This window comes from Mycolicibacterium psychrotolerans (assembly GCF_010729305.1).
GTDB lineage: Bacteria > Actinomycetota > Actinomycetes > Mycobacteriales > Mycobacteriaceae > Mycobacterium > Mycobacterium psychrotolerans.
Window position 1 is genome coordinate 3,319,080 of the sequence record NZ_AP022574.1, and the last position, 26,009, is coordinate 3,345,088.

The window sequence follows — 26,009 nt, forward strand, 5'->3', positions numbered from 1 at the left end:
CAGACATGGACGGTGAACCCGACCTCTGTATCGGTGGCACCTGGCGGCACGCCTCCGACGGAGGCACCCGCGAGATCGTCGACCCCGCCGACGGCTCCGTCGCCGCCGTGGTCGACGAAGCCACCCCCGACGACGCGCGCGCAGCCGTGGCGGCTGCCCGGGCCGCCTTCGACGACGGCGCCTGGCGCGCCACCACCGCCGCTGAGCGCTCCGAGCTGCTGAACAGGATCGCCGACCTGCTGCAGCGCGACAAGGAGGATCTCGCGCATCTGGAGACGCGGGACACCGGAAAGACGCTCGCGGAGAGCCGGATCGACATCGACGACGTCACCTCGGTGTTCCGGTACTACTCCCGCCTGATCGGTGTCGAGACCGACACGCTGGTCGACGTCGGAGACCCCGCCGTCATCAGCCGGGTGGTGCGCGAACCGATCGGGGTGTGCGTGCTGATCGCGCCGTGGAACTACCCGCTGCTGCAGATGTCCTGGAAGGTGGCGCCCGCACTGGCGGCGGGCTGCACCATGGTGGCCAAACCCAGCGAGGTCACCCCGCTGAGCACCATCGCGTTCGTTCGTCTGCTCGACGAGGTGGGGTTGCCGCCCGGCGTGGTCAACCTTCTGCAGGGCAGCGGCGCCACCCTCGGCTCCGCGCTCACCGACAACCCGGACGTCGACTTCATCTCGTTCACCGGCGGCCTGGCCACCGGGCGCAGCATCGCGGCGACCGCCGCCGCGCACGTCACCAAGGTGGCCCTCGAACTCGGCGGCAAGAACCCGCACATCGTGTTCGCCGACGTCCGCGACAGCGGAGACTGGGACGCCGCCGTCGACCATGTGCTCACCGGCGTCTTCCTGCATTCCGGGCAGGTCTGCTCGGCGGGCACCCGGCTGATCGTCGAGGAGTCCATCGCCGACGACTTCGTCGCCGCGCTGGCCGACCGCGCGGGCACCATCCGCGTCGGAAACGGCATGGACCCGGCCAGCGAGACCGGGCCGCTGGTCTCCGAGCAGCACAGGGCGAAGGTGGAAGACTATGTCGCACTGGGTGTCTCAGAAGGCGCCAAGCTGGTCTGCGGCGGTTCGCGGCCCAGCGATCCGGCCTTGGCGCACGGCTACTTCTACCTTCCCACGATCTTCGACCGGTGCGACCGGTCGATGCGCATCGTCGCAGAGGAGACCTTCGGGCCGATCCTGACGGTCGAGCGATTCACCAGCGAGGACGAGGCCATCGCCCTCGGCAACGACACGGAATACGGTCTCGCGGCCGGGGTTCGGACATCGGACACCGCCCGGGGCGAACGTGTGGTGCGTGCACTGCGGCACGGCACGGTCTGGCTCAACGACTTCGGCTACTACACCGCGTCCGCCGAATGGGGCGGGTTCGGCAAATCGGGCAACGGGCGCGAACTGGGCCCCACCGGGCTGGCCGAATATCAAGAGCACAAACACATCTGGCACAACACCGCTCCCACCGCCGCGGGCTGGTTCAAGAATTGAGATCGGCCTGAAAGAAGGGCAACATCATGGTGATCAAACAGCCGCATGCCGACAGTGGCATGGAGGACTTCGGCTACAAGGAATCGCTGGACCGCAGCATCGGCAAGTTCGCCAGCTTCGCCGCGGGCGTCAGCTACATCTCGATCCTGACCGGCACGTTCCAGCTGTTCTACTTCGGCTTCGGGACGGGTGGGCCCGCGTATCTGTGGTCGTGGCCCATGGTGTTCATCGGCCAGATGGCCGTCGCGCTGTGTTTCATGGAGCTCGCGGCGAAGTACCCGGTGGCGGGCTCGGTCTACAACTGGAGCAAGAAACTCGGTAGCCGGCTGGTGGGCTGGACGTCGGGATGGCTGATGTTGACGGCGTCCATCGTGACGATCTCCGCGGTGGTGCTGGCCTACCAGCTCAACCTGCCGCGACTGTGGAGCGGGTTCCAGATCGTCGGCGACGGCACCGGCACCTACGACTTCGCCACCAACGCCGTCGTTCTCGGCACCGTGCTGATCGTCTTCACGACGATCATCAACGCCCTCGGCGTCAAACTGATGTCGATCATCAACAGCGCCGGCGTGTTCATCGAACTGATCGCCGCGGTGCTGATCGTGATCATCCTCGCGGTCAACGTCAAACGCGGGCCGGACGTCTTCTTCTCCACGGAGGGCTACGGCCAGGGGGAGAGCCTGGGCTACCTCGGTGTGTTCTTCATCGCGTCGCTGGCCTCGCTCTACGTGATGTACGGCTTCGACACGGCGAGCTCGCTCGGCGAGGAGACCGTGGAGCCGCGAAAGACCGCGCCCAAGGCCATTTTCCGCGCGATCCTGGCGTCTTTCGTGATCGGCGGCGGCATCCTCGTGTTCGCGGTGATGTCCGCGCCGGATCTGAAGGACCCGCAGATCGGGGAGAGCAGCGGCGGCCTGCAGTACATCGTCGAGCAGGTGATGTGGGGCCCGCTGGGCAAGGTGTTCCTCGCCTGCATCGTCGTGGCGGTGACCGTGTGCACCCTGGCTGTCCACACCGCGGCGATACGCCTGTCGTTCGCGATGGCACGTGACAACGCCCTGCCGTTCGGCGAGAAGCTGGCCACGGTGAACCCGAAGACCCAGACCCCGATCGTGCCGGCCGTGACGATCGGCGTCATCTCCGCGATCATCCTGGCGATCAACATCGGTCAGCCCAAGATCTTCACCGTGCTGACGTCGATCGCGATCATCATGATCTACCTCGCGTACCTGATGGTCACCGCACCGATGCTGAAGAAGCGGTTCCAGGGCCAGTGGCCGCCCGCCGATCTCAAAGAAGGCGGCTACTTCACCATGGGCAAGTGGGGCCTGCCGGTGAACATCTTCGCGGTGCTGTGGGGGGCGAGCATGGCGCTCAACCTGGCGTGGCCACGCGTCGCCGTGTACGGCGACCCCTGGTACAACACCTGGGGTGCGTTCGTCTACATCGGTGTCATCGTCGGCTCCGGCCTCCTGTGGTACGCGCTCAAGGGGCGCCACCACATCGGCACGCTGAAGTCCCATGCCGTCGAAACCGTGCGCGAGGCCGATCCTGATCAGCTCGCGGGGCAGGCCTGATGGCTGACGCCGGCACCTTCGACTACGTCATCGCCGGCGGCGGTACCGCCGGATGTGTGCTGGCCGCGCGGCTCTCCGAGGACCCGGACGTGACGGTCTGCCTGATCGAGGCCGGGCCGTCCGATGTCGGCGACGACAAGATCCTGGTGCTCGCCGACTGGATGCATCTGCTCGACTCCGGCTACGACTGGGACTACCCGGTGGAGCCGCAGGAGCGCGGCAACTCGTTCATGCGGCACGCCAGGGGGAAGGTCCTCGGCGGGTGCTCGTCGCACAACTCCTGCATCGCCTTCCACCCGCCCGCCGAGGCGCTCGACGAATGGTCGGCGATGGGCGCGACGGGGTGGAGCGCCGCCGAGGTTCTGCCGCTGGTCAAGCGCCTCACCGAGACAGTGACGCTGCGCGACATCCCGCCCGAGGATCCCTGCGGCGCAGCGGTTCTCGAGGCCGCTGCGTCGGTCGGCATGCCCACGGTGGCGTTCAACCGCGGCGAGACGGTGCGCAACGGCGCCGGTTGGTTCCAGATCAACGCCACGCAGGACGGGACCAGGAACTCGACGTCGCACGCGTTCCTGCACCCGATCCTCGGTACCCGCAAGAACCTCGAGGTACGCACCGACACCTGGGTTTCGGAGGTCCTGTTCGACGACGGACTGCGCGCGACCGGGGTGCGCTACCAGCGGCCGGACCTGACCGGCTACGACACGGTGGCCGCCCGCCGGGAGGTGATCTTGACCGCGGGGGCCATCGACACCCCGAAGCTGTTGATGCTCTCCGGGATCGGGCCGACTGCACACCTGCGAGAGATCGGCGTCGACGTGCGCGTCGACTCGCCAGGGGTCGGCGCCAACCTCGACGACCACGTCGAGGGTCTGGTGTTCTGGGAGGCGGCCCGACCGATGGTGACCACCTCGACCCAGTGGTGGGAGATCGGGCTTTTCACCACGATCGACGACGGCGTGAGCCAGCCGGACCTGATGATGCACTACGGCAGCGTCCCGTTCGACATGAACACGCTGCGCCGCGGCTACCCGACCACCGACAACGGATTCTGCCTGACGCCCAACGTGACCCAGGGCCACTCCCGCGGAACGGTCCGGCTACGCACCCGCGACTTCCGCGACCGCCCCCGCGTCGACCCCCGGTACTTCACCGACCCCGACGGGTACGACGATCGGATCATGCTGGCGGGGGTGAAACTCGCCCGCCGCATCGCTGAACAGTCCCCGCTGACGCCGTGGGTGGCGCGCGAGCTCGCGCCGGGGTCGGACGCCACCACCGACGACGAGCTGCTCGACTACATCCACCAGTGCCACAACACCGTCTACCACCCTGCCGCGACGGCGCGGATGGGTGCGGTGTCCGATCCGATGGCCGTGCTCGACCCGCACCTGCGGGTCAAGGGGGTCACGGGGTTGCGAGTGGTGGACGCCTCGGCGATGCCGAAGTTGCCGTCGGTGAACCCGAACATCACCGTGATGACGATGGCGGAGAAGTGTGCCGACCTCATCCGAACAGGCTGAGGCCGCCCGGCTGCCGGAGTTCCTGGCCGAGCACACCCCGTTTCAGGCCTCGACCGCCGACGAACTCGCGGCGCTGGCCGAGGGCGCCGCGATCGAACGATTCCCCGCCGGCGTCGTCGTCGCCGATTACGCCGCACGCGTTCCCGACGAGGTGTGGATGGTGCGCGACGGCATGGTGGCGTTGCGGGCCAGCGGCGACGGCGCGCTGATCGACGTCGTCGGCCCCGGGGGGATCTTCGGCTACATGCCGCTGTTGACCGGCGCCGGAATGGATTTCGAGGCGCGCACGGCCGCGCCGAGCACGCTGATCCGGCTGCCCGGCGCGCTGGTCCGGGCGCAGTTCGCCAAGCCGGCCGGATTGGCGTTCCTGGCGTCGTCGGGCTGGAACCGCGCCGCGGCCGAGCGGCCGACCATCGCCCCGGCCACCGACAGCAGGCCCGTCGCCGAACTCGTCCACGGCGACGTGCTGCTCGTCGAGCCGGGGGAGACGGTGCGCGAGGTCGTGACGAAGATGACCGAGCATCACGTGTCCTACGCGTTGATCCGGCTACCGGACGGCGGCCTCGGCATCTTCACCGACCGGGATCTGCGGACGCGGGTGGTGGCCGCGGGGCGCCCCGTCGACGTCTCCATCTCCTCGGTGATGAGCGCACCGGCGCGCACCGTGACCGCAGACCTGACCGCCGACAGCGTGCTGATGGAGATGCTGGAGTGCGGGTTGCGGCACATGCCGGTGCTCACCGTGCGCGGCGAGGTGGTGGGTGTGCTCGAGGACGCCGACCTGCTCGCCGCGTCGGCGCGCCAGAGCTTCCTGCTGCGCCGCTCGATCGCGCTCGCCACCGACGCGACGCAGCTGCGCGCGGTCGGCCACCAGGTCACCGGCACGGCCGTTGCCCTGTTCCGCAGCGGCACCAAGGCCGTCGCCACCAGCGCGATCCTGTCGGTGGTCATCGACAGCCTGGTGCGCCGCGCGCTCGAACTGGTCGTCGCGCAGGGTGACCGCGTGCCTGCCGGCGGATTCGCCTGGCTGACGCTGGGCAGCGTCGCACGCCGCGAGGCGATGCCGTCCTCCGACGTCGACAGTGCGTTGTCGTGGCGCGACGACCTGGCGGCCGAGGCCCCTCGGCTGCGGAGCCTCGCCGGTGCGGTGCACGATCTCCTCGACGACGCCGGGCTGCCGTCGGACCGCAACGGCGCGATCGCCGCCAAACCGAAGTTCTCCCGCTCACAATCGGATTGGCGCACCGCCGCGCACGGGTGGCTCGACGACCCGCTGCGCGACCGCGGGCTGATGTTCTCCTCGCTGCTGATCGACGGGCGCGTGGTGTGGGGCGACCCGGGGCTGCACACCGTGCCTGCGGCCTATCAGCGGATGCGCGAGGAACATCCGAACGCGTTGCGCCTGCAGCTGCTCGACGCGCTGTCGGGGCGGATGAAGACCCGTTCGCTGCGCGATGTGCTGTCGCGGCGCGGGGGCACCTTCGACCTGAAGAACCACGCCGTCACACCGATCGTGAACCTGGCCCGGTGGGGTGGGCTGGCCGCCGGTGTCACCTCGGCGTCCACGCCGACGCGGCTGGAGGCGGCCGCGCAGGCCGGAGCGCTCAGCGAGCGCGACGCCCGCACACTGGGCGACGTCTTCGCGATGCTGCAGCGGCTGCGGATGGCCCATCAGGTCGACCAGATCACCGCGGGCCGCACACCCGGCGACATCGTGGCGTCCTCGGAGCTGTCCCCGCTCAACCGCAGTCTGCTCGGTGACGGGCTGCGCGAGATCGCCGCCGTCCGGCGTCGGGTCGGCAACCTCGGGTTCTCGGGCGTATAGGGTCGGTCAGCGATGCCCACGCCCTCCGAGCGCGCACCCCGTGAGACCACCGCCGCCGTGCAGTCCGTCGACCGGGCGCTTCAGGTGCTGGAGATCATCGCCGCCCTCGGGCAGGCCGGGGTCACCGAGATCGCGACCGAACTCGGCGTGCACAAGTCCACCGCGTCGCGTCTGGTCGCCGCGCTGGAAGCCCGCGGCTACGTCGAACAGATCTCCGAGCGCGGCAAGTACCGCCTCGGGCTGGCGCTCTCACGGTTGTCCCGCGCGGCCGGGGGACACGCCGACCTGGTGAAGACGAGCCAGGACATCTGCGACGCGCTGAGCGTCGACGTGGGGGAGACCACCAATGTGGCGGTCCTCGACGGCGACCGCATCGTGAACATCGTCGAGTCGATCGGTCCGGCCGAGATCACGCTGCGCACCTGGGTCGGCCAGAGCTGCCCGGCGTACGCCACCTCGAGTGGCAAGGTGCTGCTCGCGGGCCTGGAGCCGGCCGACGTGCGGGCCCGGCTGCGCCCGCCCTGGGTGCCCTTCACCGACGCCACCGTCACCACGGTCGCCGAACTCGCCGAGCAGCTGGCCACGGTGCGGGAGCGCGGGTGGGCCAGTGTCACCGAGGAACTCGAGGTCGGTCTGAACGCGGTGGCCGCGCCGATCTTCGACGTGCACTCGCAAGTGGTTGCCGCACTGAGCGTTTCGGGACCGGCCTACCGGCTCTCGGTGGAGCGGTTCGACGAGGTGGCGAAACGGACGGTGAACGCCGCGGATGCCGTCAGCCGCCGTCTCGGTTGGAGCCCCCGGACCGGTCAGGACCAGTAGAGGGCCCGCGCGGCGGGCAGCGTCGCGGCGAGTTCGGTGTCGAACCACGACCGCAGTTCGGCCATCGTGTGTTTCGGATAAACGTATTTCGCCGCGCCGTACTTCCCGTACTTGCGTGTCCGGGCTGCCTCGTCCATCCCGAGCTTCGTCCGCGGGTACCACGACGTCAGCACGTCCCTGCTCGCCGCGGTGAAGCGGTGGGTGATGCGCTCGACGGTCAGATCGAGGTCCGGGATGTCCGCGGTGGCGTCGGCCACGGTGCGCAGCAGATCGCCATAAGCGTTGCGCCACTGCGGGATCGGCATGGCACACGCCGGGGGAGCCATCGCACGGGTCTGTCGGGGGATGTCGTCATCGCTTGGGGAGCAACGGAATCGATCTTGTCGTCATTCCGGTGGACGTCTGCGGTCGAGCAGCAGACGGGCGAACGCGTCCGGGCACTCCAGCGGGGTGAAGTGACCGGCTGCGGGTGCGGTGTGCACCGTCACATCGGTGAAGTAATGCTCGAGCCGGTCCGACCACGCCGGCGGGAACAGCGGATCCCGGCCCGGCCAGAGCACGTCGGTGGGAGCGTGGATCCGGATCGCCTGCTCGGGCGGGAGCTCGGTCAGCGACTGCGCGATCGTGCCCGCCCCGGCCCGGTACCAGGCGATCGACGCGGTGAAGGCACCGGCCAGCGCGTAGTCGGCCACCAGCGAGTCGAGGTCGTCCTCACTGAGGGCGAACCCCGGTCCGGACCAGTGACTCCAGAAGTGCCGCAGATACTCGCGCACGGCGTCGTCGTTGCCGTCGACCAGCCGCGCCGACAACGGAAGTTGGTGAAACGCCTGATACCAGAACTCGGCCTGGGCGGGTGCGGTGAGCACCCGCTCGCCCGCACCCGGCAGCGGCGGTGACAACACCAGCGCGTGGATCAGGTCGGGGTGCATGCGCGCCACACTCTGGGCGACGCGGCTGCCGACGTCGTAGCCGCCGATCACCACCGGCGCCAGACCTAGCTCCGCGATCAGTCCGACGACGCTGGCCGCCTGCGCCGACGCGCTGTAGAAGTGGCTGACGGCCACGTCGTGTTTGTCCGAGCCGCCGAAGCCGCGCAGGTCCGGCACCACCACGTCGATGTCCCGGCCGGAGTCCAGCAGCAGCGGCACCAGCCGCCGATAGTCGTGGCGGTTGCCCGGCCAGCCGTGCAGCAGCAGCACCGACGGCGCGCCGGGCGTGCCGAAGCGATCGAAGGCCAACCGGAAACCGTCGACGGGCGCGCTGCGCGATGCCCGTGACCCCATGCGCTCATTCTGGCGCGTCGGCGACGGCGCGATGCAGCGTTTCGGAATCCCCTGTGATGACCGCGAGCACCGTGCGCCAGGAATCCGAGGGCCGGTTCAGCATGCCGCTGTGTGCGTCCCACCCGGCCACCGGCCGACCGTCGTCGTAAAACCCTGCGCGCAAACGAATCACGCCGGGCATCTCGTCGGGATCGGCGCCGTGCGGGCCGCCAGGGATGCCCTGCACGGCCTCGATGAAGTCGCCGGGCGCGGTCATCGAGAAACGCAGCACGTCTGGGTTTCGGTTGTGCCAGTCCGACGGGTCGTCGACGCCGACGCCCGAGCCCGCGGCGGCCAGGAACAGCGTCCGGTCCGACGTCAGCCCGAGCGCCTCGGCGGTGCCGACGATCGAGCCGCCGTACGAGTGCCCGATCACCGTCACGGGAACGCCGGGCGCCACCGTGCGGTCGACGTCCTCGCTGAACGCCACCAGGCGCGGCGCCATGTCCAGCGCGCCGCGCGGGTCCGCCGCCTCGAGCAGCACGGCGGCCGGATCGTGCACCTGCGGGAACGGTCCGCCGAGGTAGGTGATGACCGCCGCGTCGCCGTGACTGCCGGACACGAACCGGCGCGCGGTGGCGGTGGTGGCCGCCGAGCCCTCGATCGTAGTGTTGACGCCGGGCACCAGCACCGCGACGCTGTGGGCGGTCGCGAGGTCGCCGTGCAGTTCCACCAGCGACGAGCGGGCGGGATCGAAGGCCAGGATCTGGCGTTGGATGCGACCACCGGCCCGGGTCGGGTCGTCGACCTCCGCGAGCAGCCCCCGATACAGCGCGATCCGCCGGCGTGAATCGGTGTCGCGTCCGGACTCAGCGAGGATGGCCGCCGCGATGTTGATCCGGTTCGCGGCAATGCGCATCGGCCAGGGTATTCCGTCGGTGTTGCCGACCTGCCGCGGATGCTGGGCGACCAGGCGATCACGCTGCTCGGGTGTCATCGCGGCGATCTGCCCGGCGATGTCGTGCTGGCTCGTCGTCGGCCAGCCGCCCACGACGTCGACCGGGGGACCGGGCGCGGCGCCGGCGGGCACGGTGGGCGCCGGAGTCCGGCGGGTGCCACCGCTCAGTGCCGCGGTGAGGTCGGACGCGGCGTCCCAGTCCGCGGCGTCGAGCTGGTCGAGGGCCGCCATGATCTGCGAACGGGCATGTGCGGCAGCGATATCGAGCATCTGTGCGGCCACTGCCGCGTCACCGCCGGCCAGCAGGACCAGCACCGGATCCGGTGCCGTCGCGCGGGTGACCGAGCCGTCCCCGGCGACTTCGAGTCCGTCGCGCTGCGCCCGCTCCACGGTGTCGAGCACGTCGGCGCGCGCGGCGGCCAGCTGCTCGGCACCGTCGGTCGCGGCCACCGACGCGGCGACCAGACGGCGTGCGACCGCCGCGGCATCGGCGGCCAGGGTGCCTGCCTGACTGCGGGCTGCGTCGGCCGCCGCGCCCGCCCAGTGCTCGTCGGTGCCCCCGCTCAGCGCGAGCACGGTGTCGGCCTCGCCGCAGATCCGGCGGGCCAGCTCGTCGCAGTCCAGCGCCAGGTCGCGCAGCGCGTCGGGTCGCCATGCCTGCGCCTGTGTCACCGTCGGACGGCTCACCGGCCCAGCCGGTTCCCGCCGTCGCGGTCGGCACGCTCGAACGCGTCGGCGGCGCGGCGCGCCGCAAGCGCCCAGCCCCGCAGCCCGGCGGCGACGTCCTCGAGCTCGTCGACGACCGTCGCTGCCGACACCGCGGCGACCCGCGATCCCGGCAGCGCGTCGCGGTCCAGCGCCGGACACGGCAGGGCGCCGATCTCGTCGGCGATCGCCCAGATCCGATCCGCGACGCCCCGCAGACGCTCGAGATCGACCCGCGTGAATTCCCCCATGGCTCATGCTGGCACCCAACGAGTGCCCTCCAGCCGGGTTATCCACAGCCTTTCTTTGGGCGTGGACAACCACGCCCGCGCCGAGCAGCAGCTAGTCTCGATGAGGTGCAGCGACGAATCATGGGCATCGAAACCGAATTCGGTGTCACCTGCACGTTCCACGGCCATCGCCGGCTCAGTCCCGACGAGGTCGCCCGCTATCTCTTCCGGCGGGTGGTGTCGTGGGGACGCAGCAGCAACGTCTTCCTCCGCAACGGTGCGCGCCTGTACCTCGACGTGGGCAGCCATCCCGAATACGCGACCGCCGAGTGCGACAACCTCACCCAGCTGGTCACCCACGATCGCGCGGGCGAGCGGGTGCTCGAGGACCTGCTGGTCGACGCCGAGCAACGGCTGGCCGACGAGGGTATCGGCGGGGACATCTACCTGTTCAAGAACAACACCGACTCCGCGGGCAACTCCTACGGCTGCCACGAGAACTACCTGATCGTGCGGGCCGGCGAGTTCTCCAGGATCTCCGACGTGCTGCTCCCGTTCCTGGTCACCCGGCAGCTGATCTGCGGCGCGGGCAAGGTGCTGCAGACGCCCAAGGCGGCGACGTTCTGCCTGTCGCAGCGCGCCGAGCACATCTGGGAGGGCGTCTCCAGTGCGACGACCCGATCCCGTCCCATCATCAACACCCGCGACGAGCCGCACGCCGACGCGGAGAAGTACCGCCGCCTGCACGTCATCGTCGGCGACTCCAACATGTGCGAGTCCACCACCATGCTCAAGGTCGGCTCGGCCTCGCTGGTCCTGGAGATGATCGAGGCCGGCGTCGCGTTCCGCGACTTCTCGCTGGACAACCCGATCCGCGCGATCCGCGAGGTCAGCCACGACCTCACCGGCCGGCGCCCGGTGCGCCTCGCCGGCGGACGGCAGGCCAGTGCGCTCGACATCCAGCGCGAGTACTACGCCCGCGCGGTCGAGTACCTGCAGACCCGGGAACCCAACACACAGATCGAGCAGGTGGTCGACCTGTGGGGCCGCCAACTCGACGCCGTGGAGAGCCAGGACTTCGCCAAGGTCGACACCGAGATCGACTGGGTGATCAAGCGCAAGCTGTTCCAGCGGTATCAGGACCGCTACAGCATGGACCTGTCCGACGCCAAGATCAGCCAGCTGGACCTGGCGTATCACGACATCAAGCGGGGCCGCGGTGTGTTCGACCTGCTGCAGCGCAAGGGCCTGGCGGCGCGCATCACCACCGACGAGGAGATCGAGGCCGCGGTCAACACACCGCCGCAGACCACCCGGGCCAAGCTGCGCGGAGAGTTCATCAGCGCCGCCCAGGAGGCCGGCCGCGACTTCACCGTCGACTGGGTGCACCTCAAGCTCAACGATCAGGCCCAGCGCACCGTGCTGTGCAAGGACCCGTTCCGCTCGGTCGACGAGAGGGTCAAGCGGCTCATCGCATCGATGTGAGCCCGTGCTGCGACGGCGCGCCGCGACGGGCGTCCGGGCCCACCGCCGATTCGTCTTAAGCTCTACGCCGTGGGGATCTCAAAAGTCGAACGGTTGATGAACCTCGTCATCGCGCTGCTGTCGACGCGGGCGTTCATCACCGCAGACCGGATCCGCGAGACCGTCTACGGCTACTCCGACGGTGCGAGCGACGAGGCGTTCTCCCGCATGTTCGAGCGCGACAAGAACGAACTGCGCGACCTCGGCATCCCGTTGGAGACGGGCCGGGTGTCCTCGACCGACCCGACGGAGGGCTACCGCATCAACCGGGAGGCCTACGCGCTGCCCGCGGTGGAGCTGACATCCGACGAGGCCGCCGCCGTCGCGGTCGCGACGCAGCTGTGGGAGTCACCCGAGCTGATCACCGCGACCCAGAGCGCGCTGCTGAAACTGCGGGCCGCCGGCGTGGAGATCGAAGCCGTCGACGACCTCGACGTCGCGATCACCTCGACGGCGGCGCTGCCGGGTCTGCGCGGCTCGGAGGACGTGCTCGGAATCCTGCTGTCGGCCATCGACTCCGGCCGCGCGGTGCGCTTCCCGCACCGTCCGTCGCGCAGCGAGCCCTACGTGATCCGCACCGTCGAGCCGTGGGGTGTGGTCACCGACCGCGGCCGCTGGTACCTGGTCGGCCACGACCGCGACCGCGACGCGGTCCGTACGTTCCGGCTCTCCCGCATCGGTGCCGAGGTGACGCCGATCGGCGAACCCGGCGCGGTGGTCCGCCCGCCCGGGGTGAACCTGCGCGAGATCGTCGCGCGGGTGGTGGGCGACTGGCCCGGCGCGGGACAGGCGCGGGTCTGGGTCGCCGACGGCAAGGCCACCGCGCTGCGCCGACGGGCCACCGTCGTCGGCGCGAAGACGCTCGGCGGCCGCGCCGGGCAGGAGATCACCCTCGACATCGGCATGTTCGACCGGCTGGCCCGCGAGGTCGCCAGCTACGGCGCCGATGCGGTCGCGCTGGAGCCCGCCTCGCTGCGCGAGGACGTCATCGCCCGGCTGCAGGCACAGGCCGGCGTCGAGCAGGTGCGGGCGTGACCGCCGTGAGCACCCGGCTGGTGCGGCTGCTGAACATGGTCCCGTACTTCCAGGCGAACCCGCGGATCACCTACGACGAGGCCGCCGCCGATCTCGGGGTGAGCGTCAAACAGCTGCGCGACGACCTCAACCAGCTGTGGATGTGCGGGCTGCCCGGCTACGGGCCCGGCGACCTGATCGACTTCGAGTTCTCCGGCGACACCATCGAGGTGACGTTCACCGCCGGCATGGACCATCCGCTGCGGCTGACCTCCCCGGAGGCCACCGGTGTGCTGGTGGCGCTGCGGGCGCTGGTCGACGTCCCCGGCATGGTCGATCCGGAGGCGGCGCGCAGCGCGATCGCCAAGATCGAGTCCGCGGCGGGCAGCGCGGGCCACGGCGTCGAGGGCGCGGCGGTCGACGAGCCGGCGCCGGTGGAGAGCGAGGCCGCCGCTGCGGTGCGCACGGCGGTCCGCGGCGACAAGGCGCTGGCGATCGAGTACTACTCGGCGTCGCACGACATGCTGTCGAGCCGGGTGGTGGACCCGATCAGGGTGGTGCTCGTCGCCGACCACAGTTACCTGGAGGCGTGGTGCCGCACCGCCGAGGCGGTCCGGTTGTTCCGCTTCGACCGGATCGTCGACGCGCGGGTGCTCGACGAGCCGTCGGCGCCGCCACCGCCCGCGGTGCAGGCCGGGCCCGACACGTCGCTGTTCGACCCGGACACCGCCGACCCCTCGCTGCCGACCGCGACGCTGCGCGTGGACCGCTCGGCGGCGTGGATGTTCGACTACTACCCGCTGCGGGTGCTGCAGGAGTACCCCGACGGGTCGTGTGACGCCGCGATGACGTACGCATCGGATGAGTGGATGGGTCGGTTCGTCCTCGGCTTCGGCTCGGCGGTGCGGGTTCTCGAGCCGCAGCCGCTGGCCGAGCGGGTGCGGCGGGCGGCAGTTGCCGCGCTGGACGCCTATCGGGTCGGTGACGAGCGCCCCGGCGGGTAGACTCGGCGCAGACGTCTGGAGGTAACCAAATTGGGTGGTCTACAACCCTGGCACTGGATCATCGTCATCGCCGTGTTCGTGCTGCTCTTCGGCGCCAAGAAGCTCCCCGACGCAGCCCGCTCACTCGGCAAGTCGATGCGCATCTTCAAGTCCGAGATCAAGGAGATGCAGGCTGAGTCGAAGTCCGAGACACCGACCCAGATCTCCTCGGAGCGGGTGACCGACGCCGACCGTCCCGTCGGCGGCGCCACGGCGCACACCGAACCGTCGTCGGACAAGCGCCCGGCCTGAATCGTCACCTCGACACGGCGCGGGCCCGGTCCGCGTCCTGATCCTGTGCCTGTGAACAGGTAGGCCTTCCTCGACGTGCAGATCCCTGGACTCTTCCGAAAGCTCGACCCCCGCCGCCGCCGCTCCCGGGTCAATCCCGACGGCACGATGTCGTTGGTCGAACACCTCACCGAACTGCGGACCCGGCTGCTGATCTCGGTGTTGGCCGTTCTGGTCACCACGACGGTCGGATTCCTCTGGTACAGCCACGGGGCTTTCGGGCTGCCCAGCCTGGGCGACTGGCTGCGCGGTCCGTACTGCTCACTGCCGGAGTCCGCGCGGGCGACCATCGCCCCCGACGGCGAGTGCCGCCTCCTCGCCACCGCACCGTTCGACCAGTTCATGCTGCGTCTCAAGGTGGGTTTGATGGCGGGGATCGTCCTCGCATGCCCGGTGTGGCTGCACCAGCTGTGGGCGTTCATCACGCCCGGCCTGTACAGCAAGGAGCGCAGATTCGCGGTTGCGTTCGTGACGTTGGGTGCGGCGCTGTTCATCTCCGGCGCCCTGCTGGCCTACATCGTGCTGGCCAAGGCGCTGGGTTTCCTGCTGACCGTGGGCAGCGATGTGCAGATAACGGCGCTGTCGGGCGATCAGTACTTCGGCTTCCTGATCAATCTGCTTCTGGTGTTCGGGATCAGCTTCGAGTTCCCGCTGCTGATCGTCATGCTCAACCTGGTCGGTGTGCTGACCTACGCACGGCTGAAGGCGTGGCGGCGCGGCCTGATCATGGGCCTGTTCGTCTTCGCGGCGTTCGCCACGCCCGGCTCCGATCCGTTCTCCATGCTGGCGCTGGCGATCGCGCTGAGCATCCTGCTGGAGGTGGCGATCCAGATCGCGCGGATCAACGACCGGCGCAAGGCCCGCCGGGCACTCGACGCGGTCCCCGACGACGAGGCCGCACCGATCGGCTCGGCAGAGCCGGTCGAGGCGCCGTCCGCCGTGTCCGCACCGTCGCGGCTCGTGATCGACGACGATGCCACCTGACACGCCACCTGACAGCGTCGCCGCTTTCACCGCGTTACTTCCCTTCGCGCTGGACGGTTTTCAGCGCCGCGCATGTGACGCACTCGCCCACGGTCACGGTGTGCTGGTGTGTGCGCCGACCGGCGCCGGCAAGACCGTCGTCGGCGAGTTCGCCGTGCACCTCGCGCTTGCGGCCGGGGGCAAGTGCTTCTACACCACGCCTATCAAGGCGCTGAGCAACCAGAAGCACAACGACCTGGTGCGCCGCTACGGATCCGACCGCATCGGCCTGCTGACCGGCGACCAGAACATCAACGGCGACGCCGACGTGGTGGTGATGACCACCGAGGTGCTGCGGAACATGCTGTACGCCGATTCGCCTGCCCTGCGGGGGCTTTCGTTTGTCGTCATGGATGAGGTGCACTTCCTGGCCGACCGGATGCGCGGCGCGGTGTGGGAGGAGGTGATCCTGCACCTGCCCGAGGCGGTGCGGCTGGTCAGCCTGTCGGCCACGGTGAGCAATGCCGAGGAGTTCGGCGGGTGGATCCAGACCGTGCGCGGGGACACCACCGTCGTCGTCGACGAACACCGGCCGGTGCCGCTGTGGCAGCACGTCCTGGTCGGCAAGCGGCTCCTCGACCTGTTCGACTACCGGGCTTCGGGTCCGGCGCGCGCGGGCCGCGATCTGCTGGTGGACCCGGAGCTGCTGCGCCACATCTCCCATCGGCGCGAGGCCGACCGGCTCGCCGACTGGCAGCCGCGGGGGCGCGGCCGGGCCGGGCGGCCGACGCTGTTCCGCACCCCGGGCCGCCCCGACGTCATCGGGGTGCTCGAGCAGCGCGACCTGCTGCCCGCGATCACGTTCATCTTCTCCCGGGCCGGCTGTGACGCCGCGGTCAAACAGTGCCTGCGCTCGTCGCTGCGGCTCACCACCGACGACGAACGCACGCGCATCGCCGAGATCGTGGACCGGCGCACCGCCGACCTCGACGACGCGGACCTGATCGTGCTCGATTTCCACGAGTGGCGCGAAGGGCTGCTGCGCGGGCTGGCCGCCCACCACGCCGGGATGCTGCCCACCTTCCGCCACACCGTGGAGGAGTTGTTCACCGCCGGGCTGGTCAAGGCGGTGTTCGCCACCGAGACGCTGGCACTGGGCATCAACATGCCCGCCCGCACAGTGGTGCTGGAACGGCTGGTCAAGTTCAACGGTGAGCAGCATCTGCCGCTGACACCCGGGGAGTACACCCAGTTGACCGGCCGCGCGGGGCGGCGCGGCATCGACGTCGAGGGCCACGCGGTGGTGCTGTGGAACCCCGACGTCGACCCCGCCGAGGTCGCCGGTCTGGCGTCGACACGTACCTTCCCGCTGCGCAGTTCGTTCGCCCCGACCTACAACATGACGATCAACCTCGTCCACCAGATGGGACCCGAACAGGCCCACCAGCTGCTCGAGCGCTCGTTCGCCCAGTACCAGGCCGACCGGTCGGTGGTCGGTCTGGTGCGCGCCGTGGAACGCGGCGAGAAGCTGCTCGGCGAGCTGGCCGCCGAAATCGGTGGCCGGGAGGCGCCGATCCTGGACTACGTGCGGCTGCGCGCCCAGATCGCCGAGCGGGAACGGGCGCAGTCGCGCTCCTCCCGGCTGCAACGTCGCCAGGCCGCCAACGACGCGCTGACGGCGCTGCGTCGCGGCGACATCATCACGATCACCCACGGACGGCGCGGCGGGCTGGCCGTGGTGCTCGAGCCGGCCCGCGACGACGACGATCCGCGCCCGCTGGTGCTGACCGAGAGTCGGTGGGCGGGCAGGATCTCCTCGGCCGACTACTCCGGGGCCATCGCGCCGATGGGCCGGATGACGCTGCCCAAACGGGTCGAGCACCGCAATCCGCGCGCCCGCCGCGATCTGGCCTCGGCGTTGACGTCGGCCGCGGCGGGTCTGGATGTGCCGTCCGCGCGGCGGCGGCGCAGCGGTCCGCAGGCCGAACCCGACGTGGATCCCGAGCTGGCGTCGCTGCGGGATCGCGTGCGGGCGCACCGGGTCCATCAGCTACCCGACCGGGAGGACAGGGCGCGGGTGGCCGAGCGGTACCTCAAGATCGAGCGCGAGAACGACCAGCTACGTCGCAAGATCGCAGCCGCGACGAACTCGCTGGCCCACACCTTCGACCGGATCGTCGTGCTGCTCACCGAGCGCGGCTTCATCGACCAGGCCGGCGACGCGCCGTCGGTGACCGACGACGGCCGGCTGCTCGCCCGGATCTACAGCGAGAGTGATCTGCTGGTCGCCGAGTGTCTTCGCGCCGGAGTGTGGGACGACCTCGACCATGCCGAACTGGCGGCCGCTCTGTCGGCGGTGGTCTACGAGTCCCGGCGTGACGGCCACGGCCTCGGGGACGGCGCGGAGATCCCGACCGGCGGCTCGCGCCGTGTCGCCGTCCAACCAGACCCCGCAGGACTCTGTGGCCGGGTCAGGTGAGTCTGCACGGCGCCGTCGTCGCACCGCGAGCGACGTCAGCAGCCGCAGCTCAGACAGCCGACCGCCGCAGAACCCGACGCAGCCGGGTTCGTCGGCACGTGAATCCGCACTGGCAGCTGGGGTCCGAGCGCAGGCGCCGGGGCACGGTGCAGCCGCAGCGCTACGTATACCCGTCAGGCACCCGCGCTCGCCGCCGGGGCATCATCGGCCTGCTGGCCGCGATCATCGTCGCCGTGGTGCTGGTGCTCGGCTTCTGGAAGCCGGGCTTCTTCGTCACGACCAAGCTCGACGTCAACGCCGCGCAGACCGGTGTGCAGCAGATCCTCACCGACGAGACAAACGGCTACGGCGCCAAGAACGTCAGCAACGTCAAGTGCAACAACGGTGTCAGCCCCACGGTGAAGAAGGGTGACACCTTCGACTGCGAGGTCAGCATCGACGGCACCAAGCGTCAGGTGACGGTCACGTTCCAGGACGACAAGGGCACCTACGAGGTCGGCAGGCCCAAGTAGCGGTCAGGGGAGCGCGTCGAGCGCCTTCTGCAGCCGCCCGATGGAGGACGACACGCCGTAGCGCTCGGCCAGTTCGACGACTTTGCGGGGGTGCGCGGCGGCCAGCGGCAACGAGTCGTCCGTCGTCGAGAAGGTGACCGCGGCGTCGGTGGCGACGCGCACCACGGGAGCGGCCCTGGTGATGTAGTCGGCCGCGGACCTCAGCTTGGTCCGATGGGCCCGCGTGAGCTTCGACGTGGAGTCCTCGGCCGCGGCGAGGATCGCGTCCAGTGAGCCGTACTTCGTGAGCAGGGTGGACGCGGTCTTCTCCCCGACCCCCGCGACGCCGGGCAGGCCGTCGGACGGATCACCGCGCAGCAGCGCCAGTTCCGCGTAGGCGGGCCCGGCGCGATCGATCGGCACGCCGTAGGTCTCCGACACCTCGATCGGCCCGTACTTCGTCGCCTTGGCCAGGCCGCGGCCCAGGTAGAGCACCCGCACCGGCGTCGGCTCGTCGCGGACGACCTGCAGCAGGTCGCGGTCGCCGCTGACCACGACGACCGGATCGCGGCGTTCCCGCCAGGCCAGGGTGCCCAGAACGTCGTCGGCTTCGTGGTCGGAGGCGCCGGCGGTCGCGATGCCGAACGCGTCCAGGATCTCCATGATCATGTCGACCTGCGGCGTGAGCTCGTCCGGCACCTCTTCGACGTCGGGCTCGCCGCCGGGGTTCTCCTGCACCACCCGGTGCGCCTTGTAGGACGGGACGAGGTCGACGCGCCACTGCGGCCGCCAGTCGTCGTCGCGGCACACCACGAGCCGGTGGGGCTGCTCGCGGGTGATCACGGTGGCGACCGCGTCGAGAAACCCCCGCACCGCGTTGACCGGGCGGCCGTCAGGGGCGGTGATCGACGACGGGACACCGAAGTAGGAGCGGAACCACATGCTCGCGCCGTCGAGGAGTACCAGGGGAGCAGTCACTTGCGCCATCCTGCCAGGCCGCAAACCCCGGCGAGCAGACACGAACTCGCACCTTCTGTCGGCGTGTCATCCGAGTTCGTGTCTGCTCGCGCAAGGGGGTGCCGCCCGGCACTAGCCTGAACGGATGAGCGAGTCCCGTTTTCCCACCGATGTGTATGCCCACCGCGTGAGCGCCGCGGCGGAGGCCGCCGCCGCGGCGGACCTCGCGGGCCTGGTCATCACCCCGGGGTACGACCTGCGTTACCTGGTGGGTTCGCGGGCGCAGACGTTCGAGCGGCTGACCGCGCTGGTGCTGCCCGCCGACGGTGCCCCGACGATCGTGGTGCCGCGGCTGGAACTGGCGGCCCTGAAGGAGTCGGCGGTCACCGAACTCGGTGTGGCGGTGCGGGATTGGGTCGACGGTGACGATCCCTACGCGCTGGTGGCCGAGGCCCTGGGCGGGGGCGGGCGGGCCGTCGCGGTGACCGACTCGATGCCGGCGCTGCACCTGCTGCCCCTCGCCGAGGTGCTCGGCGTGGTGCCGGTGCTGGCCACCGATGTGCTGCGCACGCTGCGCATGGTCAAGGATCCCGCCGAGATCGACGCGCTGCGCGAGGCCGGGGCGGCGATCGATCGGGTGCACGCCCGCGTGCCGGAGTTCCTGGTGCCCGGCCGCACCGAGGCCGACGTCGCGGCCGACATCGCCGAAGCCATTGTCGCCGAAGGACATTCGGAAGTGGCGTTCATCATCGTCGGGTCCGGTCCGCACGGCGCGGACCCGCACCACGAGTGCTCGGACCGTGAACTGGCCGCCGGCGACGTCGTGGTCGTCGACATCGGCGGCCCCTACGAGCCCGGGTACAACTCCGACTCCACCCGCACCTACAGCATCGGGGAACCCGACCCCGAGGTGGCGCGCAGGTACGCGGTGCTGCAGCAGGCGCAGCAGGCCGCGGTCGCGGCGGTGCGGCCGGGCGTCACCGCCGAACAGGTCGACGCCGCCGCGCGCGAAGTGCTCGCCGCCGAAGGCCTGGCTGAGGCATTCGTGCACCGGACCGGGCACGGCATCGGGTTGTCGGTGCACGAGGAGCCCTACATCGTGGCAGGCAACACGCTCCCGCTGGAGGAGGGGATGGCGTTCTCCGTGGAGCCCGGAATCTATTTCCCGGGGCAGTGGGGCGCGCGCATCGAGGACATCGTGATCGTCACCGCCGACGGCGCGCTGTCGGTGAACAACCGCCCGCACGACCTCGTCGTGGTGCCGGTGGGCTGACGGGTCAGCTCTCGCCGCGGTCGAGCAGTCCCGAGGAACCCAGCACCCGCTCCACGCGGACCTCGATCACGACGCGCTTGGGGTTGGGGCGCGGGGTGCGGTAGCGCTGCGCATAGCGCAGTTCGGCATCGCGCACCCTGTCGATGTCGGTGTACACGGTCGACTTGCCCTCCAGCGACAACCAGCGCGCGCCGTCGACCTGGCTGAGCACCGCTACACCGCGCTGATCGGCGTTGACCGCCTTCTGCGAACCGCCCGTGGTGATGACGCGGGCGATGTGGGTGGCGGGATCGAAGGTGAACCCGACGGCCACCACGTGCGGCGACTGGTCGGCCCGCAACGTCGTCAGCATCGCCAGGTGACGCTCGGTCAGGAATGCGATCGCGTCGGTGGTCAGCCGGGTGGTTGCCTTGCCCATCGCGCCCACGCTAGCGCAGGACATAATCGCAGCCATGAAGGACACGGCGGAGACGCGCCCGGTCGTGGTGTTCGGCGGCCGCAGCGAGATCGGCATGGAGGTGGCGCGCAGGCTGGCCACCGGTGCGACGGTCGTACTCGCGGCGCGGCGCCCCGACGACCTCGACGCGCAGACCGCCGCGTTGATGCAGGCCGGTGCGACCGCCGTGCACCGCGTGGCCTTCGACGCCGACGATCTCGCCTCGCACCGCCGGGTGGTCGACGACATCGTGGCCGAGCACGGCCCGATCGGGATCGCGGTGCTGGCCTTCGGCATCCTGGGGGACCAGGCGCTCGCGGAGAAGGACGCGGCGCACGCGGCGGCGATCGCACACACCGATTACGTCGCGCAGGTGAGTCTGCTCACGGTGCTCGCCGACACGATGCGGGCGGCTGGGCACGGCACGCTGGTCGCGTTCTCCTCGGTTGCCGGCGTGCGGGCGCGCCGGGCGAACTACGTCTATGGATCTGCCAAGGCGGGTCTCGACGCGTTCTGCAGCGGCCTCGCCGATGCGCTGCACGGAACCGGGGTGCGGCTGCTGCTGGTGCGGCCCGGTTTCGTGATCGGGCGGATGACCGAGGGGATGGCGCCGGCGCCGCTGTCGAGCACACCGGCCCAGGTCGCCGACGCCACCGTCGCGGCGCTGCGCGCGGGCCGGCAGGTGGTGTGGGTGCCCAAGCCGCTGGCCGCGTTGGCGGCGGCGTTCCGGGTGACGCCGCGGTGGGTGTGGCGAAGGCTGCCGAGGTGATCGTGGTGGTCGGCATCGGGGCCGACGGCATGGCCGGGCTGGCCCCGCCGGCACGAGCCGAATTGGCAAGGGCGACAGTCATCTATGGCTCTGCGCGGCAGCTCGACCTGCTCGACGACACGGTGAGTGCCGCTCGGCGGCCGTGGCCGAGCCCGATGCTGCCCGCGATCGACACCCTGCTCGACGGCGCCGACGGTGACGTGCACGTCGTCGCCAGCGGGGACCCGCTGCTGCACGGCGTGGGAAGCACCCTGATCCGCCGCCACGGCGCCGACCGCGTCGCGGTGCTGCCGCACGTGTCATCGGTGACGTTGGCGTGCTCGCGGGTCGGCTGGTCGGTGCAGGACACCGAGGTGATCAGCCTGGTCACCGCCGAACCGGTCAGCGCGATCCGGCGCGGCGGGCAGGCCGTCGTGCTGTCGCGGGACCGGACGAGCCCGGGCGAACTGGCCCGGCTGCTCACCGCGACGGGCCGCGGCGACTCCGAGGTGACGATCCTCGAGCAGCTCGGCGGCCCGCGCGAGTTGCGCCGCTCGTCGACCGCCCGGGAGTGGGCGGCCCGGCCGCCCGGCGACGTCGACGACCTCAACGTCGTCGCGGTGCGCTACCTGCCCGACGAGCGGCTGGCGGCTGTGCTGCCCGACAGCGTGTTCTCCCACGACGGGCAGCTCACCAAGCAGGCGATGCGGGCGGTGACCCTGGCGGCGCTGGCCCCGCGGCCGGGGGAGCTGCTGTGGGACGTCGGGGCCGGCTCGGGAAGCGTGGCGATCGAGTGGTGTCGTGCCGGGAATGGTTGTCGCGCAGTGGCCTTCGAGCGCGACGAACAGCGCCGTCGGCGCATCGCCGATAATGCGCGGGCGTTCGGGGTGGTGCTCGACGTCCGGGCAGGCGCACCGGAGTCGTTAGGGTCGGCCCCCGCCCCTGCGGCGATCTTCGTCGGGGGCGGCGTCACCGGGCCGGAGCTGCTCACGGCGTGCTGGGACCGCCTGCCCGCCGGTGGCCGCCTGGTCGCCAACGCGGTGACGGCGGAATCCGAAGCCGTTGTACTGCAGTGGTATTCGCGTGTTGGCGGGGAGCTGCGCCGGTACCAGCACTACCGCGGCGAGCCGGTGGGTTCGTTCACCGGCTGGCGACCGGCGATGCCGGTCACGCAGTGGCTGGTGACGAAGCCTCATACGACCTGACGAGGTCGATCGCGTCGAGGTCGCGGATGGCCTGGCACCCGCGGCTGAGCATCGTCGAGATCATCTCGTCGCCCCGCTCGGTGGACGCGGCGAAGGCGAAGCCGAGCGTGGTCAGAAACGGTGCCTGCAGAACACCGAGACGGTAGTCCTGCCAACAGGTTTCGACGTCGTAGCCGGTGACCCCGTGGCGAAGCAGCGCGGCGTGGTAGCGCTGCACGAGGTCACGCTCCACGGTGGGCCGGATCTCGGGGAGCAGGCTGGTCGCGGTGAAGTAGGCGAGGTCGCGCGTCGGCAGCCCGACCCCGATCGTCTGCCAGTCGACCACCGTGACCCGCGTGCGGTCCGGGTCGAACAGCAGGTTGTCCAGCCGGTAGTCGCCGTGCATCAGCGAGAATCGCTGGGGCTCGGCGAGCAACCAGGGAGTCACCAGTCCCATAGAGGTCAGCAGCGTGTCGCGGTCGGCGTCGCTGACCTTGCCGCCGAGTTTCTCCAGCGTGATGTTCGCCGCCATCACCGCTATCTCGCCCATGCCGCCGGCGGCGGCCTCGTCCCCCGGCTTGGGCATGATGATCGACGGCAGGTCGCACCAGTGCCGTTGGCACCAGCTGGGGCCGTGAAGGCCAGCCAGCGCATCGACGGCCAGCTCCGCCTCGGCCGGGGTGCAGCCGGCGATCTGGTCGCCCTGCTCCGCAGGTGCCATGTCGGCCAGGACGAGGACGAAATCCCCTCCGTCCGGCGAGATCTCGCTGTGGAAGCATTCCGGCACCGGGATCGCGACGTCCTTGGTCACCGTCGAGTAGAACTCGACCTCCGACAGGTATCCGAGCGCGACGCGCTCGCGCACGGTGTCGTCCTGTGCGGGCAGCTTGACCGCGAACGTCGCGGGCAGCCCCGCGGCGTCGGCATAGGTCGCGGCAACCCGATAGGTGGCGCCGGTCTGGCCGGTGCCGATGGCGGTCACCTCGGCGCCGGTGACCTCGGCTGCGAGCACCGAGCCGAGCCAGGCCGGGGTGAGGTCGGCGGGGGAGCGGGGAATGCTCACGAGGTCACCTCATCGGTCGGTCGGCGCGTGTGCGCAGAGCTCACGGTCTGCGGATAGTGGCGCGGCGTGAACACCCGATCGGAGCTCTCGTCGCCCGAGTACCACTGGGTCTGTGAAGATCCCACGATCAGCAGACACCGCATGTCGACGTCGGCGGGGTCGAGGTCGGCAAGGCGCACCACCTTCACCGACTCGTTGGGCCCCGCGACGTCACGGCCGATGACCACCGGCGTCCCGGCGTCGCGGTGCTCGAGCAGCAGGTCCCGCATCGCGCCCACCTGCCAGGTGCGCGTCTTCGACGCCGGGTTGTAGATGGCGAGCACCATGTCGGCCTGTGCCGCGGCGGTGAGGCGGGCCGCGATCACGTCCCACGGCTTGAGCCGGTCCGACAGCGAGATCACCGCGTAGTCGTGGCCCAGCGGAGCACCCACCCGGCTGGCCACCGCCTGCGCGGCCGTCATCGCCGGGATCACCCGCACGTCCACGCCGGGCCATTCCTTGGCCTCTTCGAGCACCGCGGTGGCCATCGCGAACACCCCCGGATCGCCGGAGGACACCACCGCGACGGTGTGGCCTTGCTGGGCCAGCGAGCACGCCAGCCGGGCGCGGGCCGGTTCGTCGGTGTTGTCGCTGGGGTGCCTGCGCTGGCCCTCGCGGACGCCGACGCGGTCGAGGTAGGGGCCGTAGCCGATCAGGTCGGTGGCCGCGGCCAGCTCGCGGCGGCTCTGCGGGGTCATCCAGTCGATGTCGCCGGGCCCCAGCCCGACCACGGTGACCGATCCGGTGCCTGCCGGCACGTGCGGGCGGCCGGTCAGCATCGCGAGCGAGAAGTAGGGGACCGAGGCGTCGTCGACGTCGGCGGCGGGCAGTACTCGCTGTCGCGCGGTGCTGGCGCGCTCCACGTAGAACGCGTCGTCGAGCCGGCCCGCGGTCGAAAGTGCTTCGCGCACCGCGGGATAGGAGCGTCCCAGCTTGATGATGACCGCGGCGTCGGTGTCGGCCAGCCGGCGTTTCAGCTCATCGGGAGGCAGCGTTCCCGGCAGGATCGTCAGCACCTCGTCGCCCTGCACGAGCGGGGTGGCGATCGCGGCCGAGGCGGCGCTGACCGAGGTCACCCCGGGCACGATCACCGCGTCGAAGCGCCGGGTGAGGCGGGTGTGCATGTGCATGTAGGAGCTGTAGAAGAGCGGGTCACCCTCGGCGAGCAGCGCGACGTCGCGGCCGGCGTCGAGGTGCGCGGCGATGCGCGCCGCGGAGTCGCGGTAGAAGTCCTCCATCGCGCCCGCGTAGCCGCCGGGATGCTCCGAGGTCTCGGTGGTGACCGGGTAGACGAGGTGCTCCTCGATCTGGCCGGCCCGCAGATACGGCTCGGCGATGCCGCGGGCGATGCTGCGGCCGTGCCGCGCACTGTGATACGCGACCACGTCGGCCGCCCCGATCACCCGGGCCGCCTTCACCGTGACCAACTCCGGATCACCGGGGCCCAGCCCGACGCCCCACAGCGTTCCCCGTCGCTCGCTCATTCGGCCACGGTCCCGATCGCGTTGACGGCGGCGGCGGCCATCGCGCTGCCGCCTCGGCGGCCGGTCACCACCAGATAGGACATGCCGCGCGGACGCTCGATCAGCTCCTCTTTGGACTGCGCCGAGCCGACGAAGCCGACCGGCCCGCCGAGCACCGCGGCGGGCGGCGCGACGCCGCCGTCGACGATCTCGAGCAACCGGAACAGCGCGGTGGGGGCGTTGCCGATGGCCAGCACCGCGCCGGGCAGCCGGTCGGCCCACAGGTCGACCGCCGCCGCGGACCGAGTGGTGGCCTGCCGCGCGGCCAGGGCCGGTGCCCGGTCGTCGGCGACCAGCGAGACCACCTCGTTGTCGGCGGGCAGACGCGACCGGGTGATGCCGGCGGCCACCATCGAGGAGTCGCACAGGATCGGGGCGCCGGCGGCCAGCGCGGCGTGGGCGCGTTCGACGACGTCGGGGGTGAACGCCACGTGCTCGGTGACGTCGGTCTGACCGCAGGTGTGGATCAACCGGACGACGACCCGGGCGACGTCGTCGGGGAAGCGGGACAGGTCGGCCTCGGCACGGATCGTCGCGAACGACTGCCGGTAGATCTCCCCGGCATCGCGGATGTAGTCGAGCACCC

Annotated in this window: 23 protein-coding genes and 1 pseudogene; 15 read left to right on the forward strand and 9 right to left on the reverse strand. The window is 70.6% G+C overall.

Annotated elements, in window-relative coordinates; all coding sequences use genetic code 11:
- Positions 1-5: 5 nt before the first annotated feature.
- The 5 genes from G6N45_RS16220 to G6N45_RS16240 are packed head-to-tail and all read left to right on the forward strand — an operon-like array spanning position 6 to position 7,240.
- Positions 6-1,496, forward strand: a complete 1,491-nt coding sequence (locus tag G6N45_RS16220) for an aldehyde dehydrogenase family protein (RefSeq protein ID WP_163723196.1) — start codon at positions 6-8, stop codon at positions 1,494-1,496.
- 26 nt (positions 1,497-1,522) lie between these two features.
- The gene (locus G6N45_RS16225; protein WP_163723197.1) at positions 1,523-3,073 is read left to right on the forward strand and encodes an APC family permease; all 1,551 of its coding nucleotides are present in this window, start codon (positions 1,523-1,525) and stop codon (positions 3,071-3,073) included.
- Complete coding sequence (locus tag G6N45_RS16230) at positions 3,073-4,596, forward strand: GMC family oxidoreductase (protein ID WP_163723198.1); 1,524 nt, start codon at positions 3,073-3,075, stop codon at positions 4,594-4,596. Before G6N45_RS16225 ends, G6N45_RS16230 begins: the two co-directional genes overlap by 1 nt.
- The gene (locus tag G6N45_RS16235) at positions 4,571-6,421 is read left to right on the forward strand and encodes a putative nucleotidyltransferase substrate binding domain-containing protein (protein ID WP_163723199.1); all 1,851 of its coding nucleotides are present in this window, start codon (positions 4,571-4,573) and stop codon (positions 6,419-6,421) included. The genes G6N45_RS16230 and G6N45_RS16235 overlap by 26 nt, the downstream gene beginning before the upstream one ends.
- Positions 6,422-6,433: 12 nt before the next feature.
- Positions 6,434-7,240, forward strand: coding sequence for an IclR family transcriptional regulator (locus tag G6N45_RS16240; RefSeq protein ID WP_163723200.1), 807 nt, complete (start codon positions 6,434-6,436; stop codon positions 7,238-7,240).
- Here the strand turns inward: G6N45_RS16240 and G6N45_RS16245 are convergent.
- Genes G6N45_RS16245 through G6N45_RS16260 form a run of 4 tightly spaced genes read right to left on the reverse strand, consistent with a single transcriptional unit; the run spans position 7,228 to position 10,416 of the window.
- On the reverse strand, positions 7,228-7,566 hold the full coding sequence (locus G6N45_RS16245; RefSeq protein WP_163723201.1) for a spore photoproduct lyase family protein: 339 nt from the start codon (positions 7,564-7,566) through the stop codon (positions 7,228-7,230). The genes G6N45_RS16240 and G6N45_RS16245 overlap by 13 nt on opposite strands.
- A gap of 60 nt (positions 7,567-7,626) precedes the next feature.
- Positions 7,627-8,523 carry an alpha/beta fold hydrolase gene (locus tag G6N45_RS16250; protein WP_163723202.1) on the reverse strand — a complete coding sequence of 299 codons (897 nt, stop codon included), beginning with the start codon at positions 8,521-8,523 and terminating at the stop codon, positions 7,627-7,629.
- A gap of 4 nt (positions 8,524-8,527) precedes the next feature.
- Positions 8,528-10,147: an alpha/beta hydrolase gene (locus tag G6N45_RS16255; RefSeq protein ID WP_163723203.1), complete on the reverse strand. Its 1,620-nt coding sequence runs from the start codon at positions 10,145-10,147 to the stop codon at positions 8,528-8,530.
- Entirely contained in the window at positions 10,144-10,416 is a 273-nt protein-coding gene (locus tag G6N45_RS16260; RefSeq protein ID WP_057148707.1) for a DUF7162 family protein, read from the reverse strand. Before G6N45_RS16260 ends, G6N45_RS16255 begins: the two co-directional genes overlap by 4 nt.
- A 105-nt stretch (positions 10,417-10,521) precedes the next feature.
- Here G6N45_RS16260 and pafA point away from each other — a divergent pair, with 105 nt between their 5' ends.
- From pafA to G6N45_RS16295, 7 genes and pseudogenes are all read left to right on the forward strand, one after another.
- Complete coding sequence (pafA, locus tag G6N45_RS16265; RefSeq protein WP_156394876.1) at positions 10,522-11,880, forward strand: Pup--protein ligase; 1,359 nt, start codon at positions 10,522-10,524, stop codon at positions 11,878-11,880.
- A gap of 69 nt (positions 11,881-11,949) precedes the next feature.
- Positions 11,950-12,954, forward strand: a complete 1,005-nt coding sequence (locus G6N45_RS16270; protein WP_179965188.1) for a helix-turn-helix transcriptional regulator — start codon at positions 11,950-11,952, stop codon at positions 12,952-12,954.
- The gene (locus G6N45_RS16275; RefSeq protein WP_163723204.1) at positions 12,951-13,937 is read left to right on the forward strand and encodes a helix-turn-helix transcriptional regulator; all 987 of its coding nucleotides are present in this window, start codon (positions 12,951-12,953) and stop codon (positions 13,935-13,937) included. Before G6N45_RS16270 ends, G6N45_RS16275 begins: the two co-directional genes overlap by 4 nt.
- 30 nt (positions 13,938-13,967) lie before the next feature.
- Complete coding sequence (gene tatA, locus G6N45_RS16280) at positions 13,968-14,228, forward strand: Sec-independent protein translocase subunit TatA (RefSeq protein ID WP_057148711.1); 261 nt, start codon at positions 13,968-13,970, stop codon at positions 14,226-14,228.
- 75 nt (positions 14,229-14,303) lie between these two features.
- Positions 14,304-15,251: a twin-arginine translocase subunit TatC gene (gene tatC, locus G6N45_RS16285; protein WP_163723205.1), complete on the forward strand. Its 948-nt coding sequence runs from the start codon at positions 14,304-14,306 to the stop codon at positions 15,249-15,251.
- The gene (locus G6N45_RS16290; RefSeq protein ID WP_246228703.1) at positions 15,241-17,709 is read left to right on the forward strand and encodes a DEAD/DEAH box helicase; all 2,469 of its coding nucleotides are present in this window, start codon (positions 15,241-15,243) and stop codon (positions 17,707-17,709) included. The genes tatC and G6N45_RS16290 overlap by 11 nt, the downstream gene beginning before the upstream one ends.
- A 197-nt stretch (positions 17,710-17,906) precedes the next feature.
- A pseudogene (locus G6N45_RS16295) lies at positions 17,907-18,221 on the forward strand (DUF4333 domain-containing protein); the annotation flags it as partial.
- Between the two features lie 3 nt (positions 18,222-18,224).
- Here the strand turns inward: G6N45_RS16295 and G6N45_RS16300 are convergent.
- Entirely contained in the window at positions 18,225-19,187 is a 963-nt protein-coding gene (locus G6N45_RS16300) for a 5'-3' exonuclease (protein ID WP_163723206.1), read from the reverse strand.
- Between the two features lie 115 nt (positions 19,188-19,302).
- Here G6N45_RS16300 and G6N45_RS16305 point away from each other — a divergent pair, with 115 nt between their 5' ends.
- Positions 19,303-20,430 carry a M24 family metallopeptidase gene (locus tag G6N45_RS16305; RefSeq protein WP_163723207.1) on the forward strand — a complete coding sequence of 376 codons (1,128 nt, stop codon included), beginning with the start codon at positions 19,303-19,305 and terminating at the stop codon, positions 20,428-20,430.
- Between the two features lie 4 nt (positions 20,431-20,434).
- Here the strand turns inward: G6N45_RS16305 and G6N45_RS16310 are convergent, their stop codons facing one another.
- A complete protein-coding gene (locus G6N45_RS16310) occupies positions 20,435-20,872 on the reverse strand; it encodes a F420-dependent biliverdin reductase (protein WP_407664216.1) in 438 nt (145 codons plus the stop codon).
- 10 nt (positions 20,873-20,882) lie between these two features.
- On the opposite strand from G6N45_RS16310, the gene G6N45_RS16315 reads away from it, so the two are divergent.
- Both G6N45_RS16315 and cbiE read left to right on the forward strand, forming a co-directional pair.
- Positions 20,883-21,635: a decaprenylphospho-beta-D-erythro-pentofuranosid-2-ulose 2-reductase gene (locus G6N45_RS16315; protein ID WP_163723208.1), complete on the forward strand. Its 753-nt coding sequence runs from the start codon at positions 20,883-20,885 to the stop codon at positions 21,633-21,635.
- Positions 21,632-22,819 carry a precorrin-6y C5,15-methyltransferase (decarboxylating) subunit CbiE gene (cbiE, locus tag G6N45_RS16320; RefSeq protein WP_179965375.1) on the forward strand — a complete coding sequence of 396 codons (1,188 nt, stop codon included), beginning with the start codon at positions 21,632-21,634 and terminating at the stop codon, positions 22,817-22,819. Before G6N45_RS16315 ends, cbiE begins: the two co-directional genes overlap by 4 nt.
- On the opposite strand, the gene G6N45_RS16325 is transcribed toward cbiE, so the two are convergent.
- The 3 genes from G6N45_RS16325 to G6N45_RS16335 are packed head-to-tail and all read right to left on the reverse strand — an operon-like array spanning position 22,782 to position 26,007.
- A complete protein-coding gene (locus G6N45_RS16325; protein WP_163723209.1) occupies positions 22,782-23,861 on the reverse strand; it encodes a phosphotransferase family protein in 1,080 nt (359 codons plus the stop codon). The genes cbiE and G6N45_RS16325 overlap by 38 nt on opposite strands.
- Entirely contained in the window at positions 23,858-25,384 is a 1,527-nt protein-coding gene (locus G6N45_RS16330) for a precorrin-2 C(20)-methyltransferase (RefSeq protein ID WP_163723210.1), read from the reverse strand. Before G6N45_RS16330 ends, G6N45_RS16325 begins: the two co-directional genes overlap by 4 nt.
- Positions 25,381-26,007, reverse strand: a complete 627-nt coding sequence (locus G6N45_RS16335; protein WP_163723211.1) for a precorrin-8X methylmutase — start codon at positions 26,005-26,007, stop codon at positions 25,381-25,383. The genes G6N45_RS16330 and G6N45_RS16335 overlap by 4 nt, the downstream gene beginning before the upstream one ends.
- Positions 26,008-26,009: the final 2 nt, after the last annotated feature.